The organism is Sorangium sp. So ce834, from assembly GCF_051521425.1.
GTDB classification, from domain to species: Bacteria; Myxococcota_A; Polyangia; order Polyangiales; family Polyangiaceae; genus Sorangium; species Sorangium cellulosum_D.
Genome location: NZ_CP150351.1, coordinates 8,832,563 through 8,852,490, shown reverse-complemented (window position 1 = coordinate 8,852,490; position 19,928 = coordinate 8,832,563). Strand labels below are relative to the sequence as shown.

13 protein-coding genes are annotated in these 19,928 nt (G+C 68.2%); 7 read left to right on the top strand and 6 right to left on the bottom strand.

Going from position 1 to position 19,928, the window contains the following annotated elements:
• The first annotated feature begins 373 nt into the window (after positions 1-373).
• A complete protein-coding gene (locus WMF20_RS32200; RefSeq protein WP_437605689.1) occupies positions 374-7,099 on the top strand; it encodes an RHS repeat-associated core domain-containing protein in 6,726 nt (2,241 codons plus the stop codon).
• A gap of 29 nt (positions 7,100-7,128) precedes the next feature.
• On the top strand, positions 7,129-7,677 hold the full coding sequence (locus WMF20_RS32195; RefSeq protein ID WP_437605688.1) for an imm11 family protein: 549 nt from the start codon (positions 7,129-7,131) through the stop codon (positions 7,675-7,677).
• A 110-nt stretch (positions 7,678-7,787) separates the two neighbouring features.
• On the opposite strand, the gene WMF20_RS32190 is transcribed toward WMF20_RS32195, so the two are convergent.
• From WMF20_RS32190 to WMF20_RS32180, 3 genes are all read right to left on the bottom strand, one after another.
• The gene (locus WMF20_RS32190; RefSeq protein ID WP_437605687.1) at positions 7,788-8,162 is read right to left on the bottom strand and encodes a hypothetical protein; all 375 of its coding nucleotides are present in this window, start codon (positions 8,160-8,162) and stop codon (positions 7,788-7,790) included.
• 1,207 nt (positions 8,163-9,369) lie between these two features.
• On the bottom strand, positions 9,370-10,935 hold the full coding sequence (locus WMF20_RS32185) for a hypothetical protein (RefSeq protein WP_437605686.1): 1,566 nt from the start codon (positions 10,933-10,935) through the stop codon (positions 9,370-9,372).
• A gap of 98 nt (positions 10,936-11,033) precedes the next feature.
• Positions 11,034-12,212: a PEGA domain-containing protein gene (locus WMF20_RS32180; protein WP_437605685.1), complete on the bottom strand. Its 1,179-nt coding sequence runs from the start codon at positions 12,210-12,212 to the stop codon at positions 11,034-11,036.
• A gap of 227 nt (positions 12,213-12,439) precedes the next feature.
• Here WMF20_RS32180 and WMF20_RS32175 point away from each other — a divergent pair, with 227 nt between their 5' ends.
• The 5 genes from WMF20_RS32175 (at position 12,440) to WMF20_RS32155 (ending at position 15,942) form a co-directional block, all read left to right on the top strand.
• Entirely contained in the window at positions 12,440-13,567 is a 1,128-nt protein-coding gene (locus tag WMF20_RS32175; protein ID WP_437605684.1) for an RNA polymerase sigma factor, read from the top strand.
• A gap of 121 nt (positions 13,568-13,688) precedes the next feature.
• Positions 13,689-14,591, top strand: coding sequence for a helix-turn-helix transcriptional regulator (locus tag WMF20_RS32170; protein WP_437605683.1), 903 nt, complete (start codon positions 13,689-13,691; stop codon positions 14,589-14,591).
• A 28-nt stretch (positions 14,592-14,619) separates the two neighbouring features.
• Positions 14,620-15,057, top strand: a complete 438-nt coding sequence (locus tag WMF20_RS32165; RefSeq protein WP_437605682.1) for a hypothetical protein — start codon at positions 14,620-14,622, stop codon at positions 15,055-15,057.
• 154 nt (positions 15,058-15,211) lie between these two features.
• Positions 15,212-15,739, top strand: coding sequence for a hypothetical protein (locus tag WMF20_RS32160; RefSeq protein WP_437605681.1), 528 nt, complete (start codon positions 15,212-15,214; stop codon positions 15,737-15,739).
• A complete protein-coding gene (locus WMF20_RS32155; protein ID WP_437605680.1) occupies positions 15,736-15,942 on the top strand; it encodes an ATP-binding protein in 207 nt (68 codons plus the stop codon). The genes WMF20_RS32160 and WMF20_RS32155 overlap by 4 nt, the downstream gene beginning before the upstream one ends.
• 497 nt (positions 15,943-16,439) lie before the next feature.
• Here the strand turns inward: WMF20_RS32155 and tnpC are convergent, their stop codons facing one another.
• From tnpC to WMF20_RS32140, 3 genes are all read right to left on the bottom strand, one after another.
• Positions 16,440-18,482: an IS66 family transposase gene (gene tnpC / locus WMF20_RS32150; RefSeq protein ID WP_437605679.1), complete on the bottom strand. Its 2,043-nt coding sequence runs from the start codon at positions 18,480-18,482 to the stop codon at positions 16,440-16,442.
• A gap of 257 nt (positions 18,483-18,739) precedes the next feature.
• On the bottom strand, positions 18,740-19,084 hold the full coding sequence (gene tnpB / locus WMF20_RS32145; RefSeq protein WP_165374362.1) for an IS66 family insertion sequence element accessory protein TnpB: 345 nt from the start codon (positions 19,082-19,084) through the stop codon (positions 18,740-18,742).
• The gene (locus WMF20_RS32140) at positions 19,081-19,494 is read right to left on the bottom strand and encodes a helix-turn-helix domain-containing protein (protein ID WP_129575099.1); all 414 of its coding nucleotides are present in this window, start codon (positions 19,492-19,494) and stop codon (positions 19,081-19,083) included. Before WMF20_RS32140 ends, tnpB begins: the two co-directional genes overlap by 4 nt.
• Between the last annotated feature and the right edge of the window lie 434 nt (positions 19,495-19,928).

Below are 19,928 nucleotides of genomic sequence, written 5' to 3'. Positions count from 1 at the left end.
TCGCGGCCGAGCTGGTCACGCACAACCGGAGTGCGGACGTCGGCAACGCGCAGGAGAACGCTCGTCGAGCAGGGCATCATGGCCCCGGCGATTGCACGGCCGACCCCGCCGAGCGCCGCAAGGGTCACAACCAGGACGATGGCGGGCGATGGTGTGGATGCACCGTCCGATCGAGCTCGCCTTGCTGCGCCTCCAGCGCGGACGGCCGAAGGCGTTTTCGACACAGCGCCATCCCTGTTGCTGCATGGACGCCAGCCGGGCACAGACACCCTGATGAATGCCTTGAGCTCAGCATCGGGAAGGGTATCGACTCCAGAACAACGCTTGACTCGGGCCGCCGCGCCGTGGCCTCCTCGGTGCGAGGGAGGCTGCAATGCCGCTCGTTCCGAGATGTGCGCTCCGGGCGATCATCCCGCTCTTGATGTTTCTCGCTTGCGTGCTCGCGCAGGGGGGATGCCAGTGTATCTTCGGCGACCCGCCCCTGGAGCCGCCTCCTGGCCTTATCGCCTGCCGGACCCAGCGCGCACACAGTCCTGCCGCGGATCGCCCCGTGCCGGAGGTCGAGACCGTCGCGGCCGGTACGATCCCGGGGACGTTCTACATTTCGAGCACCGGGGAGGCCGTATACACCATGGAACTGGCCTCCCCGCCGTCGCGCGCGGGCGTGGGTCCTCGGATCGAGCTCGTCTATCGCAGCGACAGCGACAGCGGCGACGGGGTGCTCGGCGCCGGCTTCTCCATCGCCGGGCTGTCCGCGATCGCGCGGTGTCCGAAGAGCCTCGCGCAAGACGGGGAGATCCGCGGCGTGAGGTACGACGGGGACGACGCGCTCTGCCTCGACGGCCAGCGCCTCGTCCCCGTGGGACAGGCGCCGGGGACCATCGAGTACCGCACGTTCCCGGATACCCTCGTCAAGGTGGTCGGGCACTACCCTCCGAAAGACGGTGCACCTGCCGAGGCGCTCTTTTTCGAGGCGTTTCTGCCTTCCGGCCGCGTCGTCGAGTACGGGCGCACCGAGGGCAGCAAGCCGCTCGCGCGGGGCGGCGTCCCGCGCGTTTGGCTCGCGAACAAGGCCCGCGACGGCCGCGGCAACGCCATGACGTACGCATATTGCGTCGCCGAGGCGGAGGACGGCCATGCCGCCGAGTACGCGGTGGACGAGATCCGCCACACGGCTTTTGAGGGAACGCCGTCGCTCGAGCCTTCGCGGGCGGTACGCTTCGTGTACGCGACGAAGGATCCGGCTGCCATTCGCACCGGGTACTCGGGCGGCATGGCGCTCCAGCACTCGCTTCGCCTCGAAGAGATCCAGATGCTCGGTCCTGGCGACGCGCTGATCCGGAGCTACGGGTTCCGCTACGAGCTCAGCCCGACGACGAGCCGCACGCTCCTGACCGAGGTCGAGGAGTGCGCAAGCGATGGTGTGTGCAAGCCTCCAACACGATTTCAGTACAGCCGCGGAGAGCCCGGGTTCAAGCGGCTCACGACGGACATCGACAAACCGGTCTCCGAGAGGGCGAGCCCGATGGTGTTCGACGTCGACGGCAATGGGCGCGACGACCTCGTGGTTCCGGACATGGTCGCGGCGCTCAGCACACCGAGCAATCCGATCACGGCGTGGCAGGTGGCGCGGAACCTCGGGCCACCTGCCTCGCCGTCCTTTCTCGCACCGGCCGAACTCGCCTTCCTAGAGGATTGGCTGTTTGTCGCCGATCCGGTTGGACCCTCCGATCCGGCGATGCTTCAGCCGGAGCTCGGGACGGTCCTGGACTACGACGACGATGGGCGAACGGACGTGCTGGTCCATGACGTCTACGGTGCCGAGGTCACGTGGCATGTGCTCCTGTCCCGGCCGGACTGGACATTCGCGCTCCACGACACGGGCATCCGCCGGCCGTTCCCGCTCGGGGGCACGCCCCCGCCGCCAGGCCTGAGCAGCCCCGGCGCCTCGATGCACCTCGCCGACCTGGACGGCGACGGCGTGCCGGATCTGATCCAGTGCGAGGACCACGACCGCCTGGGACAGTCGCCGATCCCGGCCTCTTCCGTGTGGACCGTCCACCTGTGGCGGCCGGCAAGCGGCGCGACGCCTGCGGGATTCGACCCCACGGGCGAATCGATCGAGCTGCTCATCGGCTATCCCTGCGGTACGGAGCTCCACACGCTCGACGTCGATGCCGACAGCAAGATCGATCTCATCGTGCCGTCCCTGCGACGGTTCGGTGACGGGACGGTCCTCCTCGGAGATAGCTACGACGCGATCATGCGCCGCGGCGAGGGGCGCTGGGAGGTGATCGACACCGAGCTCCCTGTCGTGTGGCCCGGGGGCCGCGTCGTCTTTCTCGACGCGAACGGCGACGGCTTGCCCGATGCCGTCGAATCCGGCCCGGGTGACCACCAGCTCTATACCTACTTCAACACGGGCCCGACCTTCGTGGCCTCGCCGTTCCGGACCGTCGATGCGTTCAGCTTCGGCGATCTGTTCGGTCTTCCCGATCAGGACGTATTCTTCCCGCTCGCCGTACCGCTCGACTTTAACGGCGATGGGCGGCAGGATCTGGTCATGCCGGTTCCTCCAGGCATGCTGCTGGGCGGCTCCGAAGCGCTCCCGTCGTGGGCCGTCCTGCTCGCGACGGGCGACCGCGCAGGGCCGCCCTTCCGGCTCGTCGACCCGGGGCTGCCGTTCGAGGCCAGCGTCGGCGATGCGGCGGTCACCCTCGCCGATCCGCGCGGGCCGCGCACCGGCGACGTCGATGGGGACGGCGCGCAGGACGTGATCCTGTCGCTCGGCGGCGTGTTCAACGTCTTCCAGAACCTCTCGGCCGATCAGGATCTGCTGATCGCGGTCTCCGACGGGATGAACGCGCACGACCCGACCGAGCCGGACTTCGTGCCCAACGTGAGCATCTCGTACGGCCACATGACCGATGCCTCGGTCACGAACGAAGGCGTTGCGGAGGATCCGGCGCGGCGGAGCGCGCTCTACCTCGCGCGTTCCGGCACGCCGGACGACTGCGGCTATCCGCGCCGCTGCGTGGTGGGGCCGCGGCGGGTGGTCAGCGCGTATGCCCTCAACAACGGCGCCGATCGACCGCGGCGCTTCGAGGTCGGCTACCGCGACGGGCGCTACCACCGACTGGGCCGCGGATTTCTCGGGTTCGGCGAGCGGATCGTCACCGACCTGGACACGGGCGCTGTGACGATCGACGCCTACGACCACGTCACCTTCGACAACGATCTCCAGGTCTTTCCCTTCGCGGGGCGCGTCCAGCGGACGTGGCGCGGGGCTCCGGGACTGCCGAGCCAGCCCAGGCCGGAGCAGATAGAGCTCTCGTTCGCCGACGTAAGGCGGACGCTCGTACCGACGAACGACGGCGCGACGTACTTCACGCTGCCGACCGAGCGCCGGATGAGGCAAGCGCAGGGCATCTATCCGCCACGGAACGGATCCACGCCTGCCATCGAGGCATACATGCGCGAGGTCGAGCGCGGCGGCGACGGCGCGACGTTGCTGCGCGATTCGGTGTCGAAGGTGACGGACTTCGATACGTTCGGCAACGTGCGCGCCGAGGAGGTCTCGACCCGCGGCGTCGACCTGACGTTCAACGTCACGCGGACGTTCAAGAACGACGCCGAGCGCTGGGTCCTCGGCCAGCTCGAGACGCAGAAGGAGTGCAGCGCGGCGGCGGGGATGTCGCAGTGCCGGACCCTCACGCGAACGACCACGATCTACGGCGAGGTGGAGACCGAGTCCACCGAGAGCGACGACGGCCTTCCCGACACGAAGCTGAAGCTCACATACACGCGCGACGACTTCGGGAACATCACCGGCGTCACGGCAGAGGACGCCTTCGGGCACCATCGGATATTCAGCACGCCCTACGACGCGGAGGGCATGTTCCCCGAGAGGTACGTGAACGCGGCCGGGCACACCACGCTCGTGGAGTTCGACGGGGCGCTCGGCGTGCTGCTCAAGCGGGTCGATCCGAATCAGCTCGTGACGACGTGGGCGTACGACGGCTTCGGGCGCGTCGGCGTCGAAACGCGCCCAGACGGCACCACGACGGTCACGGTCTCGCGTACCAAGGATGGCGGCCCGGGGCGGGATGCGTGGCGGGTGAGACAGCGGAGCACCACCACCGGCGGGGCCGACGACACGGTCGAATTCGACACCCTTGGCCGCGCGATCCGGTGGCTGTGGTACGGGCCCGACCCGTCGCAAGGGTCGCGCGATGCGCCGCGTTTGATGCAGGAAATCGTGTATGACGCGCTCGGTGAGCACGTCGCGCGGCGCTCGGTGCCGGTCAGCGAGGATACGCCCGAGCTCGAGATGCTGTACGACCGCTATGAACACGATGCTGTAGGCCGCGAGGTGCGGCATACAACGCCGTGGAACGCGGTCACGACCACCGAATACGATGGCCTGCTCGTGCGCGCCACCGACCCGCTCGATCATGTGACGGTGACCGAGCAGGATCCGCTGGGGCGCATCAGAACCATCACCGACGCGGCCGGCGGGGAGACCCGCTACGCCTATGGCCCATTCGGACTGCTGCACACGGTCACCGATCCGGGCGACGCCGTGACGCGCACGACGCGCGACGCATTCGGCCGCGTCCGGCAGCTCGACGACCCCGATCGGGGCACGACCGTCTCGATCCACGACGGCTTCGGCGAGCTGATGTCAGAGGCCGATGCGCTCGGGCGCGAGATCTCGTGGGACTATGACGCGCTCGGTCGACCCCGCACGCGCATGGACCAGCACGGCGCCGAGCGTCTGACGACCACGTGGACCTGGGACACCGCGGCGCATGGCATCGGCAAGCTCCACACGCTCACGAGCCCCGATGGAGAGAAGACGTACGGCTACACCCGCTTCAGCCAGCTCGAGACGACCTCGCTCCGCATCGACGGAGAGCGCGCGTCGCTGGAGGCCAGGCTCGGCTACGACGATCTCGGTCGCGTCGAGACGGTCACCTATCCGGCGCCGGCCGGCGCAGCGCCGTTTGTCGTGGCACAGGAGCACGACGCGCATGGCCATGTGCTCGCCGTGCGCGACAGCAGCACGCGCTTCGCCTACTGGCGTTTGACGGACGTGGACAACGCGGGGCGCTTCCGGGAGGAGGTGTTTGGCAACGGCGCCGTCACGGAGCGGAGCTACTTCGCCGACAAGCAGCGCCTTAGGCACATGGTGACGCAGAGCGGCGCGGGCGAGGTGCAAGATCTGGACTATGGGTTCGACGATCTGCTGAATCTCACGCGCCGCACCGATGCGCTTCAGCCCCGGAACACGACGGAGCGCTTCAGGTACGACGCGCTCCACCGGCTGACCTGCGCGTACTTCAGCGAGGTTGAGAGAGCGTCGGCGCCTTGCGCGCTCCGCTACGACTACCACCCAAACGGCAACCTCATCTTCAAGTCCGACGTCGGCACGCTCGCCTACGACGATCCGTTACACCCGCATGCCGTTACCGATGCGGGCACAGGCAGCAGCTTTGGTTATGACGCTGTAGGAAACCAGATCGCGCGCCCCGGCGGCACGACCGTGCGCTATACGCCGTTCGACCTGCCGGCGCGCATCACGCAAGGCACGAGCACCATCACGTTCGCCTACGACGGCGACCAGCAGCGGATCCGCAAGACCACGCCGGAGAAGGAGACGCTCTACCTCGGCGACCTGTACGAGCGCGCCACCGACGCGGCGTCGGGCACCGTAGAGCATCGGTACCACGTCCACTCGCCGGAGCGGGTCGTGGCGATCGTGACCCGGGGCGGCGCGGATGACGGCACGCGGTACGTGCATGTCGACCACCTCGGCTCCGTCGATGCGCTCACCGACGAGGACGGCGACGTGATCGAACGGCGGAGCTACGACCCGTTCGGGCAGCGGAGAAACCCCGTGTGGGGAGAGCCTGCACCGGCGTCGTTTGCCAGCAAGACGACGCAAGGGTTCACGGGGCACGAGAGCGACGACGAACTCGGGCTCGTGAACCTGAAGGGCAGGATGTACGATTCCAAGATCGGGCGGTTCTTGACCACGGACCCGATCGTGTCCTTTCCGTTCTTCGGACAGAGCTGGAATCCATACAGCTACGTGCTGAACAGCCCGCTCAACTTCGTGGATCCGACCGGATTTCAGCCAGCAGACCAGGAGCTCTTCATCGATCCGGAGTACGCCAAGGACCCCGAGGTGCAGCGACTCCAGGAATTGAGTTGCGCCGGCTTCGGCGATTTCGAATGCTCCAGGTCCAAGCCGCCTTCCAACGAGGTAGAAGGTTCGCGCGAGGCCGCGGAGGTCGGCGCGGCGGCGCCGCCGGTCGACGTCAGCACGACCGGGAGCGCGTCCGGGTATGTGCCGCAGCCGGTGACCACGGCGCCGATCGACTGGTCGCAGAACCCCTATGTCCAGGTTGAGGGCGGGTTCGTCGCCGGGTTGTTGCTCGGTCTGGTTCCGTTCGCCGGCGTGGGTCATGAGTTGCTGGACGCCGCGGGCGTGCTGGCCCATGGGACGCCGGAAGCCAGGATGGGGCTGGCCATCGGGCAGATCGTGGGTGGGCTCACCGTCACGATCGGGGGCTTGACGGGGGAGGTCTTCGGGGGCATCACGAGCGCCACCGGAATCGGCGCGGCGATCGGTGTGCCTGCGATCGCGGTGTCGACCGGGCTCGTCGTCGGTGGGGTCGGTAACATCGCGGCGGGGCTCCAGGGGCTGTCGCAGGCACTGATGTCGAGCGGGTCAGGCAGTGCGGGCTCGCAGGGCGCGGCGCCTGCCGCAGGGGGGGAACCCGAGCATCACATCATGACGAACAAGAATCGCGTGTCGACGACCCAAGGAGGACCGTGGACGCCGCGATTTGAGGACATGGCCAAGCGAGCTGGCATGACGCTGGACGATGCGGCTAATCGAGTTCGAATCCCCGGTCACCGAGGGCCGCATCCGGAGGCGTATCACCAGGAGGTGTTCAACCGACTACGCAGGGCTACACGTGGATTGCAGGGCGACGCCTATTCGAACGCGTTCCGAGCGGAGCTCGACGCGATTCGGATCGAGGCAGCCACAGCCGGATCCGGGCTCAACCGGCTCCTCACGGGACAGTGATGCGACGGTTCTTTCTGCTTCGAGATGAGATGACAATTAAAGGGCGATGGCACCTGGGCGAAATCCGGCTCCGCAGTGGCTTAGAGCCGCTGCTCGATGCGGGTCATCGACTGGATGCGACTGAGCCACTGCGAGGTGAAGTAACCCACGCGGGTCGCATCCTAGAATTCAGTCTCACCAGCTTCAATGTTCCCGTTGCGACGACGGCGCTCGCGAATGCGGTGAGTTCCGTGGCGGGAAGTGACGTTCAGTGCATCCCCCTGGAGATCGCGGGTCAGACGGGCATGCTCGTCCTGAACTCGGTTCGCGTCATCCGATGCCTCGACGAGGAACGATCCGAATTTATCAAATGGACCAAGCAGGATCACCGATCGGAGCTTGCCGGGCAGTATCGACAGATCACGAAGTACGTGCTGAACGAAAGCGCGCTTCCGAATGATGCCCATTTCTTCCGTATCGAGGGCTCGCTTGTGGAGCTGATTGTCTCGGATGCTGTGAAGGCTGGTATGGAATCAGTTGGATGCCTTGGAGCGAAGTTTGTTGAGGTGCCGCTCTCGAGCTCGCGTTCGGGGGCGTGAGCGTGCTGGCGGTTGTCGTCCGCTGGGCCCGTGTCCGCTGACACCCGGCGCCGTCGCCCAGCAGCCAACTCAGCGCGCCAAGCCAATGCCTCACCGCGGGCTGATTCCGACTATTCGGGAAACCGAAGCGTCTTGACAGCGATGCCGTCCTCCCCTCGGATCTCGACGCCAGACCAATCCCAGCTCAGGCCGCCCTTGCCCGGCGGCCCCAGCTCGTACGTGACCCCCTCCAGCGTGAGCTGGTCCTCGTCGAGGTAGGCGATGCCGATCGAGTCGCCACCGCGCCCCGGGCCGCCGTAGCCTCCGTCGCCGCCGTAGCCGCCGTTGCCCCCGCCACAGGACCACGTGCCGTCCCCCACGGCGCCGCCCGGTGCGCCTCGGCCACCCTCGCCGCCCTCCTCGGGCGGCCCGCCGTCGCCGCCCGGGCCCGCGCGGAGGGTGGTGATCACGCTATCGCGCACCGTCACCTTGGCGTGAAGCGCCAAGACGCCGATCGTCGGGTACCCGTTTTCGCCCCCTTGGCCCCCTCGACCACCGCAGCCGCCAGCGCCTCCAGAGCCGCCGCCAGCGCCTCCCTTGGTGGTCACGCCGCACACCGCGAGCCCGCCTCGACGGCCGCCCCCGCCGCCGCCGCCTTGGCCCGGCATGCCCCTGCTTCCGTCGCCTGCCCTGTCGGCGACCCATCCTGTTTCGGTGATATGCCCGATGCCCACCCCCGAACGGCCAATCGTGCCCAGCGCGCCAGGCGCCCCGGGGCCCCCGTTGTGGCAGTGCACGCCCGTCACGTCCCCATCTCCCCCGCGCCCTTCACTCGGGTGGGAACTCGTGATCGGCTGCCCATCGTCCCCGTCGCCAGCGCCGTCGGAAAGGCCGTCGCCTCCTTTGCCGCCTGTGCTCGGGATTCCACCCTCGCACGGGTTCACCACTGCCGGGCCGCCGTGGACGATAGTCGCCGAGCACGCATCTCCCCCATACAGCCCATCGGCTCCTGCCGCTGCCTGATTCAGCCCGGACCATGGCTTGCCAGGGCGACCTGCCCAGCCGTCCCCAGCCCTCAATTGGCTTCGGAGGATCTCCACCTCCGTATTGGACTGAACGAGCACCGCGACCGGACCCCTCGCCCGCATATCAAGATCGGCGAGGATCGAAACCCCGTCCGCGGCCCCCCTATCCTCGGAACCCGGGGGCTCGATGATCACCAAGGGGTCGGTATCCATCGTGTGAACAAACGTGGACACCGTGTCTTCGGGGTCGCGCACCCATCGCCGGCAGTCGTAGCCCCCGAGGAGATCCACGCCGGAGGGCAGCGTGATGTGCGTCCTCACCTCGAATCCGTCGTTGCAGATGAACACGCGTCCTCGTCCAGCGCGTGCGAGCTCGACGGCGCGATGGACCGTGAACACTGGCTTCGCTTTCGTGCCGGGGTTCCTGTCGTCGCCGCCACCCAAAGCTCCCGCAACGAACACGCCGCAGCCATCGTCGAGGATATGGGCGGCTACGTGCTCGATGCAGACCGACTCCGGGGGCGGTTCGTCCTGGCACGAGAGTCCATCGCAGGGCGCTCCGCCAGCACCGTTGATGCCGGGTGCTGTCCCACACCCGGTTGCCCACGGTGACAACAAGAGGAAGAAAGCAGCGGCAGTGGTCTTTCCCATGAGCGTCTCCTGACGGTTGCCGCCCGTGCAGGGCGGTTCAACGAGGCGGTTCCGGGTCGGGCGCATCGAACCTGTACCAGAACGTCGGAATTCCATCGTTGCCCTTACCGACTTCGTCGCCGGGAACTGCATTGCCCGCGAGCCCGCCGGCGCCGGCTTTTCCCTGATTGAAGGTCGCGCTCGGCGCAAGGGACACGAACGCGCCCACCGAGGCGACGCCCAACGAATGCCCCCCGAGGCCGCCGCCGGCATCACCGCCGCGGCCGCCGTTGCCGCCCGCGCCGCCACGACATGCGCCCCATGTGATGGCGGGGCCAGTGAAGCCCTGGCCCCCGTCGCCACCCCATCGACCGTAGCCGCCCGGTTGGCCTGTCCCGCCAACACCGCCGTTGCCGCCGATGCCCGTCGTCACCCGAGTCGCCTCAAGGGTCAACGCGCTCCCCGACAAGGCCACGATGCCGATGCTCGACCCGCCGTACCCGCCGCCTTTCCCTCCAACGCCACCGCAACCGCCACTGCCCCCTGACCCGCCAGCCGCACCCGCCTGCGGGCGGCCTGCTGGACACGCCGTCATCTCGCCTCGCGATTTGCTGCCACCGCCACCCCCGCCGCCCTGACCGACGCCGCCTTTCTTCCCATCCTCACCGCGAATGCCGATCCAACCGTCTTCCGTGAGGTGGCCTATGCCAACCGCACCGCCGGCGCGACCCCCGTCAGCACCCTTCGCGCCATCGCTTCCTTCGCTGCATCTCGTCATCTGCGCGCCGAGCCCTGCGCGGCCGTGGCCTTCCGGATTCTCCGCCGGCTCCGGCTGCCCGGGCGCACCGTCCCCCCCCGATTCGAGCCCGCCGTAACCGCCGTCTCCGCCCGTGGACTCGGTTCCGTCGTCGCACACCGTCACGACCGCGAGAGCGCCCGTCGCGAAGTCCGCGGAGCAGGCGGACACGCCGTCGTTTCCCTCCAAGCCGTCGTTGGCCCGCTCCCTGCGCGCGTCTTCTCCCGGCTCCCCGTCCTTGCCGTTACCCGCGACGATCGCGCTCGCCTGCACGATCGCCCTGGCCCCAGGACTCAAGATCATCGCGATCGACGTTTTCCCATCGATTGCCGAGGCGTCCGCCGCCACGACGCGCACGCCGAACACAGTTGACGTCGCGTCCTCTTGTTCTCCCGCGATCACCCGCAGCGGGATGCCCACCGGCGGAGCGATGAACGTTGGGTGATCCGGTCCACCGAACGACCCCTCATACGACCAATCGCCGCCGTCATCACAGCGACGGCCGCCCCAGAGGTCGACCCCCGAACGCAGCGTGATTGCCTCCTCGAACGACCCGCTACAAGCATACACGCGCCGGGTCGGTGCCTCGCCGTTGTCTCGTCCGCTCGCGGCGAGCCCGACGGCGTGCTGCAACGTCTTCACCGGCGCGTCCTTCGTGCCCGGGCTCCTGTCGTCGCCTGACGCGCTCACGAACACCCCGCATTGGTCGAGCGCCGGCGCCGTGCCGGGCTCTCCCGCGCAAGGTCCTGGCGGAGGCTCCGGCTCAGGCGCGCACCCCGCCACCTCCGAGCAAAGGTCGGTGTAAGCGCACGCTGTCAGCGTGCTCATCGCGCTCGCCGCGCAGAGCGTGGCAGCGACGACGGACGTTGCAGCGCTTCGGCCTTCCCGACCTGCTTGCGAACGCCTCCCGTCTGCTCCTCGGATCCTCACCAGAGTCCCTCGATCCTCACGCCGGTCTCACGCCCGGTCGCCACGGGCGTGACGTGAACCCGCTCCTGAGTCGGCGTGCCCCCCAGGAAGAAAAAATCGGTGAAAAACGACGCAGCGGTCACTGCCCCGATCACACCACCCGTGATGACCAGGGCAGTCCCCACGCCGGCGGACAAGTTGCGGGCGTCTCGCAGGCGGAGCAGGTCAGCGCATGGGGAGTCCGGCGGCGCTTGCCAGCACATCGTCGAGCTCGACGTGGAGCCGCGCGTGAGCCCGTCGCGCCGCTCGCTGAGGTCATCATCCAGCTTGCGGGCCCTGAGCATGAAGACGCCGCCCCCGAGCACGGTGCCCGTCGTGACGGCGATACCCGCGACGCGCAGCGCTCCCGGCCAGGAAACCCACGGGCTGGGAGGCTGTGCCTTCCTCGTAGCATCGGACCCGGACGAAAGGCTCAGGGTCTTCGGTGCTTCCTTCGGTGACACCAGCGCGGTCTCGTTGGTGCCGCTCACCGCAGTGCGCGGCAGCTTCATCGTGATCTCGTGCTCCGCGCCCGCCGCGGCGAGGAACGAATGAAGCCCGTCCTCATGGCCCGGTGCACGGCCCCGCACCATGTGTTTGCCCGGCTCGAAGAAGAGTGTGTAGGTCCGCGCGGTCCGCCCGATGCGCTCGCCGTCGACGAGCACCTCGGCGTCGGGCGGGTCGACCGAGAGAACAAGCATAGCGACGCGCTTCGCTGTCTCGCGCTGTGCTGCCTCGTATCGCCGCTGGAGCGCATCGGGCAGCACTTCGCGCTGTTCGAGGCTCTTGGCGAGGTGCTCGGCAGCATCGCGGTATCGGTGCAGCGCGACCTCGCAAAGGCCGAGCTCGCCGGCGAGCTCCGCGCGCTCTCGCTCGGTGCTGGTCGCCGGGTCTACGGCATCGAAGGCAGCCTTGTAGGCAGCGTGTGCCTCGATCCACCGCCCGGCATTGCGCGCTCTCCGACCACGGCGAACATGGTCCTTCACCGATGAGCTGTCGCTCGAGCTCGCTGCCGGGGGCGATACCGCCAGCGCCGGCAGACTTCGTGAAGTCTGTTGCGCCTTCGGGGGGACATCATCGGCGCTGGCAGACTTCGTGAAGCCTGTTGCGGCCCCGAGCGTGAGAAAAATCGAGAGAGAATGCGCAATGTAACGCATCCAGTGACGGTACTTACGCCGGCCGCTCGGCGTCAACCGGCAGAAACCGCAACGTCTCGGCCTCTTGGACGAGAATTGGCGGTCGGATGACGGAATGTGCTCAGCCGTCCCCTAGGGGCCGTTTCGATGTGTTTAAATGTGATACATTGGTTCACATTGTCCGACCAAAGTTGCTCCTCGTCAATTTTTTGTGAAGCGTTTTGCCCGGCTCAAGTGTGCTGCGTACCGTGGACAGGCCAGCGACCGTCTCCCCCGGCTTCGAGCTCTTCCGGCGCCTCGCCCGGCGCCACGGTGTGCCGGCGCGAAATGCCGAGGATGTCGCCCAGGAAGCGCTGCTGCGGGGGCTAGAGGCCGACAAGCGGCTCGATCTTCGTGGAGACCCGGCCCCGTACCGCGTCACGATCGCCGTCAACCAGGCGCGCAATCACGTCCGTGACGCACGCTGCCGCGCCGAGGTGCTGACGTCGTTCGATGGGTGCGAGATCCGAGATGAGTGTCTCACGCCGGAAGAGCTGCTCCGGAGACGGCAACGGGAAAAGCTCGCGCGGCAGCTGCTAGACCAACTCGATCCCAAGTACCGGGATCTCTTGATCAAGCACGACCTCCAAGAGGTCCCGCTGGCCGAGATCGCCTCCGAGCAGGGACTTCCGCTGGACACCGTGAGGACGCGACACTGGCGGGCGCACAAGGCGCTCCGGGTGCAGCTGGAGCAGTGGCAGGCGCAGCAGCGCTCTCGAGGATGGGACGACAGCGCCTGCGTGCCGCTTCCACTGGGCTTCGGCCGTCGCGCGTCGTGGGCGGCCTGGCTGCGCCGTCTGAGCGTGAGGATCCTCGTTCAGGGCGCGCTCGTCCTGCTGACCGGCGCGCTCGTCTCCTCGGTGCCATCCCTGCCCGACCTGAAATCGAGGGTCGAGGCGGCGGCGGTCCGCGCCCCTACCACCGCGCCCCGAGCGCGGGACGCCGCGACGTCTCCCGTGCGAGACAGCGCGTTCAGCGCCGCGGCGCCTGCCAGAGGTGGAGGCGCGCCCGGCGCCGCGGCGCCCGCGACGCCGATCGCGCACGAGAGCTCGTCGTCGAGGGAACAACGAAACGCGGGCGCCGAGGCGATCGTGAGCAGCACGCCCGCTCCCGTCGAGACGACAGCTCGCCGGCCCTCGTCGACTCCGGCGAGCACCGCTCGACCAACTGTCAGCGATCGTGAGAGGAGCCTGGTCAACCAGGCCCGAAGAGCCATCGAGGCCCACGACGCCATGGCCGACGTCGAGGCTCTCCGGCTGCTTAAGGCCCACGCGCGGGAGTTCCCCCGTGGGCGGCTTGCCGCCGAGCGCGAAGCGCTCCTCAAGCAGATTCGCTGAATCGTCGGTCGTCCATTAACAGCTGAGCAGGCGGCGGGCGCCGGTAATGTCTTCCGACAGCACAAGGCCGAGATCCGCCTTGCGTCGGACAGGAACGCGCACGTCCAGGAGGCGAAATATCATGGAAGACATGCTGGGTGCGATGTGGCTCGTCTCGCCGATCGTTCTCGCGATGATGGCCTGCGTCGCGATCGGTTTCGCGGTCACGGCGCGCGAGGCGATGGGACGCGAACACGGGCGTCGCGAGGCGCGCGAGCAGGCGCATGAGGACGAGGAGGCAACCCTCACCGATGCGAAGGAGAAGGCCGAGCAGGAGCTGGGGCGATATCGGCGCCTGCTGGACTGCCATGTCGATGCGCTGATCGCAGCGATGGCCGGCGGCCGAGCGCGCCCAATTCCATGGCCGGGCCGGGTCATCGAAGCGTTCTGCGCGACGATGCCTGCTTGGAAGCGAAAGCTGGCCGAGAGCACGGGGCTTACGCCGAGGGACGTGGAGCGGCTGCTGAACAGCGAACTCCCGATCTCGCCCGGCCTCGCGCGGCAATTGGAGGCGTTCACGGGCACGCCCGCTCGGTACTGGGAGCGCCTGTGGCGTCTTCACGATGACTGCCGGACCGACGCGGACGATACCGTAGTGCTCAAGCTCGATGAGCCGATCACCAGGCGCGAGAGCGCGACGCGTACGTCGACGTCGCCAGCGTCGATCTCGGTGCCACCAAACCCGCCCTCGATAGCCCCTCGCGCGCCTGATGTTCCGCCGCCCGTGGTGCCGGCTCCTGACCCGGCTGCCAGGAGCCCACGCGCCAAGCTCCCGCCGCCTCCACAGCCGCGGCTGAGATCGCCGCTGCCTGCTCGCGCCGAGGCCGGTGCTGAGTTCGCGCGCCGCGCTGCCACGCTGACGCGCTTCCCGCTGCAGCATGACGAAGGCGGGGCCAGTCATGCACACGAATCGGGTTGGGAGGACGTTGAATGTTCGTCACTGAATACGACACTTCCGGGCGTAGGAAGCCAAGGGGCAGCGTAGCTGCGACACCTGTTTTGTAGGTTCAGCAATGGATTCCAAGACTCACGAATTAAACGTTAAGGCCCTCGACGAACTGGTTGGTCAAATGGAGTGGCGCATTGTTCCGTTACGCAAGAGTCACGTACAGGCCCTCATCGAGGAAGGATTCGATGCGTACTACAGCGCCCCAGCGGGCAAGGTGGCAACGGCGCTGCTGACGTTGGCTCGACTTGTCTTAGACGAGGCGACACCTGGACGCGCGAAGCATACTGAGACACCTGAAACCAGTGTGCCGGTTTGTCGCATTCCACCGCTTGAGGACGCGATGAACCGTTGGGCCGATTGTGAAGAGGAGGGGCGGAAGCGGCTATTTACAATCCTCGACGCGATGGGCGGCAAAGACCCTGCCGCCCGCGCAGCGCATGCAGTCCTGGCGTGGGCCGCGCAAACGTATGAGCTCGCAAGGAGAACTGGCGAAAGAAGCTAATTGCGCCAATGCTTCGTCCCCCGGCGCTCGAAGTTACCCGTGTGAACGAACACGTAGAATCGCAGAATTCTGACGAAGTCCTGCTGCATCCCGAGTTTGGCGCCCCCGCCGGAGGCACCCCTCCGTCCATCGCCCGCGGCTGGTGGAGCGCGAGGTGCGGCTGCGCGCGACGCCGTCGAGTGTGGTGGTGTATGCCGACGACGAGGCCGTGGCCCGGCACGATCGGCACGGCGCCGGCCTGCGCGGCACGCTCGAGCGGCACCTGTCCGAGGAGCGCGCGCCGCTGCGGCACCGGAGCCGCGCCTACTGGGAGCAGCGCGCCGACCAGATCGGTCAGGACGTGGGCAGGTTCGTCCGCGAGCTGTTCGGCGCCGACGACGTGCTCTCGCAGCTGCGCAAAGTGCAGGCGATCGTCACACACCTGATCGTCACGCACCTAGAGAAGCTCCCGCAGGAGCGCGCGCAGGCCGCGTGTCGCCGAGCGAGCCATTGCGGCCCCCTCAGCTACCACGGTGTTCGCGACATCCTCCGGCGTCGGCTCGACTTCGAGCTGAGCCCGCAGAGCGCTGCGGAGCCCGCAGAGCGCTGCGCCGGCGGCGTGGGCGGATGCGCCTCCACGGATCGCGCGCGACATCCGGCTGCTCGCGGCCTCGCGGCTGTCGTCGGCAGGAGGGGACCATGATCCAGACGTCCAATCGCGCCGTAGAGGAGTCCGGCGGCCTGTGCGGCGACCCGCCGCTTGCCAGCGCCGCCATGGACCGGCTGCTCCACGACGCCCCCGTCCTCGTCTATGAGGGCGACTCGTTCCGCAACCCTCCCCCGGGCGGGCGACGCCGGGAGGCGGAGGCATCGAAGGAGGTAGCCGCTCCGCAGAGCGCGTTCTGAAGCGTGCTTGTGGAAGGCGGCCACGTGCGTAGAGTCGCGGTGCGATGACGAAGCGACGGAGCGGGGAGGAGGGAGTCGAAGTCCCGAGCCTGACGACGGCGGTGCTGAAGCTGTCCGCGCCGCATGTCGCGTGGCAAGGCCGCGAGGACGCCCCCGCCCGCGCGAAGGGGCGCCCGCGTGGCGCGGCCGGGCAGGAGGAGCGCGCGGGATCTGCCGAGGCCACAGGCGTGCGGCGCCGCAAGAGCGCCGCCCAGCCGTCCGCGGACGAGGTGGGCGAACGGCGGCCGACCCGAGGCGCGGACAAGCAGCGCCGAAGCGAAGCGACCCGAAGGCGCCCCGCGAAGACGAGCTCGACGGTGGCGGGACGAAGCGACGACAGCACCGGCTCGACGCGCCGACGCACCTCGGCGCGGACGCGGAAAGGACGCGCGCCTGACTCGGCCGCTCCGGACGCGACGAGCGCTGTGGGCGCGACGGAAGCGGACGACGCGGCGCGATCAGCGGTCGCGGAAGGCGAGCCGCGAGCCGGTGATCCGAGCCAGGTCCAGGTACTTGAGCCGCCCCTCGGCGATGAGGCGTTGTCGCGTCGCGACCCAGTTGTTGGGACTCAGGTCGAGGATGCGACTGAGCGGATAGCTGGGAGCCACGGTCAGGATCTCCTGCAAGTACAGCTCGGGGTCGAGCCCGTGCATCTGGCAGGTCGCGATGAGCGACGTGATGGCACACGCCCGGACAGCATGCTCGTCGCTGCCGTGGAAGAGCCAGTTGCGCCGCCCCTTGACGACGCGGCGCAGAGCCCTCTCACTGGCATTGTTGTGGATGGGGATCTCCCCGTTGGAGAGGAACTCGCAGAGCGCCTCCCTCTGGTTGTGCAGGTAGACCAGCCCTTCGCGCAACGGCGAATGCTCCGGGACGACCTGCCGCTGCGCCTCGACCCAGGCGAAGAGCTTCTCAATCAGCGGTGCGGACTCGCGCTGCCGGAGCTCGAGACGCTCGTCCGGGCTGCACAGGGCGCATTCCTCCTCGACGCGGAAGAGCGCCTGGAGGGTCTGGAGCGCGAACGCCGCCTCCTTGCCCGCCCCGGCCTTGAACGCCTTGAAGAAGCGCCTTCGTGCATGGCTCCAGCAGCCGGCCTCGCGCGCCTTGCCCGGCCCGAACAGCACGTTGTGGTTGGCCGAGGCATCGGCGACCAGCGTCCCCTGGTAGCCGCCGAAGAGCTTCGCGACGGTGGGGCCGTCGTACGTCGGTGTGTAGCGAAACAGCACCCCATCGCCCGGCGCGACCAGGACGAAGACATGCCCATAGCGGTGCTTGTCCTTGGCCCGGATGGCGGTGCCCGTCGCATCCATGGCGAACCACGACCGCGAGAGCGCGTTGCTCCACATGGCATCGGCGATGCGCATCGCGATGCCACCGCAATCGTACTGCCAGCGTGTCATGTTGCCGCGGCCGATGCGGAAGCCGTGGCGATCCGACTCCACCTCTTGCCGGTAGTAGGGCATGTGGTAGTCGAGCTTGTGGACGAACAGGTGGGCCAAGAGGCTCGGGTCAGCAAGGCACCTGTCGATCGGGCGCTCCGGCAGCGCGGCGATCTTCACCGGTCCGCCGCTGTCCTCCGCAGCATCCGACTCGGGCGTGTAGCGTACGAGGACGCCGTCGACGAAGGGGCTTTGCTTGAAGCCCGTGTCCGCGGGGATCCCCAGAAGCTCGTGCTCTCGCACGACCAGGGGCTCGTCCAGCTCGTGCGTGAAGGCCGGTCCACCGGCTGGCGAAGGAGCCGGCTCCTCTTCAGCTCCGCTGCTCGCCGCCGGTGCCTCCGCCTTGGCCACGTACTTGGGGCGACGCGTGACGATCTCGATGGGGCCGCCACGCCGGTAGCCGATGACCGAGCTGTCTTCGGCGCCCACACGCTCGAAGCGCTCGATGCCTTTGAGCAGCACCTCCGGCGGCAGCGACTCGATGACCACCCTCGGGATGACACCGATGCGACGGCGCCCGTGCTCGTGGCGCTTGGCTCGCTTGCCGCCTCCGGGCTCCGAGCCGGAGGAGGACTCTGCCGCCGCCACGCGCTCCGGCGGGCTCGCGGGGCCCGGCGGCTGGATGCTGCCGTCGCTCGGGTCCGCATCAGGCGAGGCGCAGTGCTCGGCCTGCGACGAAGCTGGAGCCGGACAGCCGCCTGGCTCGCCGGCCAGCGAAAGCCGCAGCTGGTCAGGCGAGACCTGCTCGGAGACGTGGCGCCGGAACCCGATCTCCAAGGTCCGAATCGTCTCCTGCAGCTGTTGATTGTACGCCTTGAGCGACTCGACAGTGCGAGCGAGCTCTTGGGCCTGCTGCTCCGCCGTCGAGAGCTCGGCCAGCCTCGCCTCGAGCTCCTGCACCCGCCGGAGCAGCGCGTCGACCGCCGACCCGGGGTCGGCGGGGCTCCCCTGGGCTTGTCCCCTGGCCTGGAGGTAGCCGAGCACGAGCGCCGCACCGTCAAGGCGCTCTGGCTCCGCCGACTGCGGCAGCTCGGTCTCACCGGGGCGTGTCGTCGAGGTCAAGGCGCGCCATGGATGCCCCCTGCGCTTGCCCTTGACAAGTACCTTATGCAGCCGACTTGTCGCTACTTTCGATGAGAATCTCTCGCCGAAGACGGGAATGCAGGGCAGTCGTGGTGCGCCATCGGCGCCGCGCTCCCGCGAGGTCTTCGGGCGCGATGCAGCTCGCGCCCTGCTCCATCTCCGCATCCGGCTGCGCCGGCCGCCATCGGGCCGCGCTGGCGCCGGCAGCGTGGTGAACGAGCGCCGGCGCAGACGCCTCAGTGGACCAGCCGGCGGCGGCTTGCCAGCTCTTCCACGGGTAGACCGGCGAGCAGCTGCGCGAAGTCCTGTGCTGACAGCTCGATACACTTGCCGTCGGCCTCGGTGAACGAGGGCAGAGCAAACGCACCCTTCGAGAGACGCTTATACAGAATCGTATATCCGTTGCGGTCCCACCAAAGTGCTTTTAGCCGGTTGCGCCTCCTGTTGAGGAACAAGAACAGCGCGCCACTGGCCGGGTCCAGGCACAGCACCTGCCGGGTGATCGCGGCGAGCCGGTCGAATGCGCCACGCAAGTCCACTGGACCGACCGCCAGATAGACGGCTATCGTCGCGGGGGTCACCGTCCCCTCCGCAGCGCTTCGATCGCATCCACGAGGTCGCGCGCGCCTATCCCACATACCTGCATCCGCGTCCCATCGGCAAATGCGACGTTGAGCCGCACAGGCGGCGCTTCTCGGCGCTCCGGGCGCACCACGACGGGGAGAAACGGAACATGCTGAGCCGCATGGGTGGCTCTTGGCAACGCACCCTCCTCTGCGCGCTCACCGCCAGCTACCCATCGGTCGACGGTCATCTTGTGGACACCGAGCTCCGTGGCGATCTCGGTCGGCGTCGCCCCCGCGAGGGAACGCTCCTTGGCGTACGCCTCGGCTCGCTCCCGCAGCTCGCTCGGGTACTTCCCACGGCTCTTCTGCTCTCGATACCTCGACATCTCTGCACGCAGCTGCACCAGCTCCCTGCTTCCTGGCATCGCTCGCTCCTCTTCGCTCGGCGAGGGCGCGGCCCTCATCAGACGTCGCGTAGCGTGCAACCGAAGCTGGCTAGGGAAAAGACGCGGTCCGCGGAGCGGCTACCGAAGGAGAGCAAGACATGAGCACGTCGAGCGGGTGGTAGGATCCGCTTGGCCGCCCCGAGCGTCGATCGCCCGGGTCTTGATCGCCGTGCAGGTGGCGCTCGCGATCACAGGATCCGCTTGGCCGACCCAGGCGCGATCCATGAGGCCGGGCTATGACACGATGATCAAGGGGGGTTAGCAAGGTGTCTGTCGCAGCCGGTTACCAGGACGACCTGAACGGGCAGTGGGTTAAGCGGGAGCTGCGCGACAAACTGCTCTCGCTTCTGGACGACGAATAGACGCCCAGCTCGGCGCTGGTGAACCCGCGTCCGAAAGCATCAGGGCCGGGG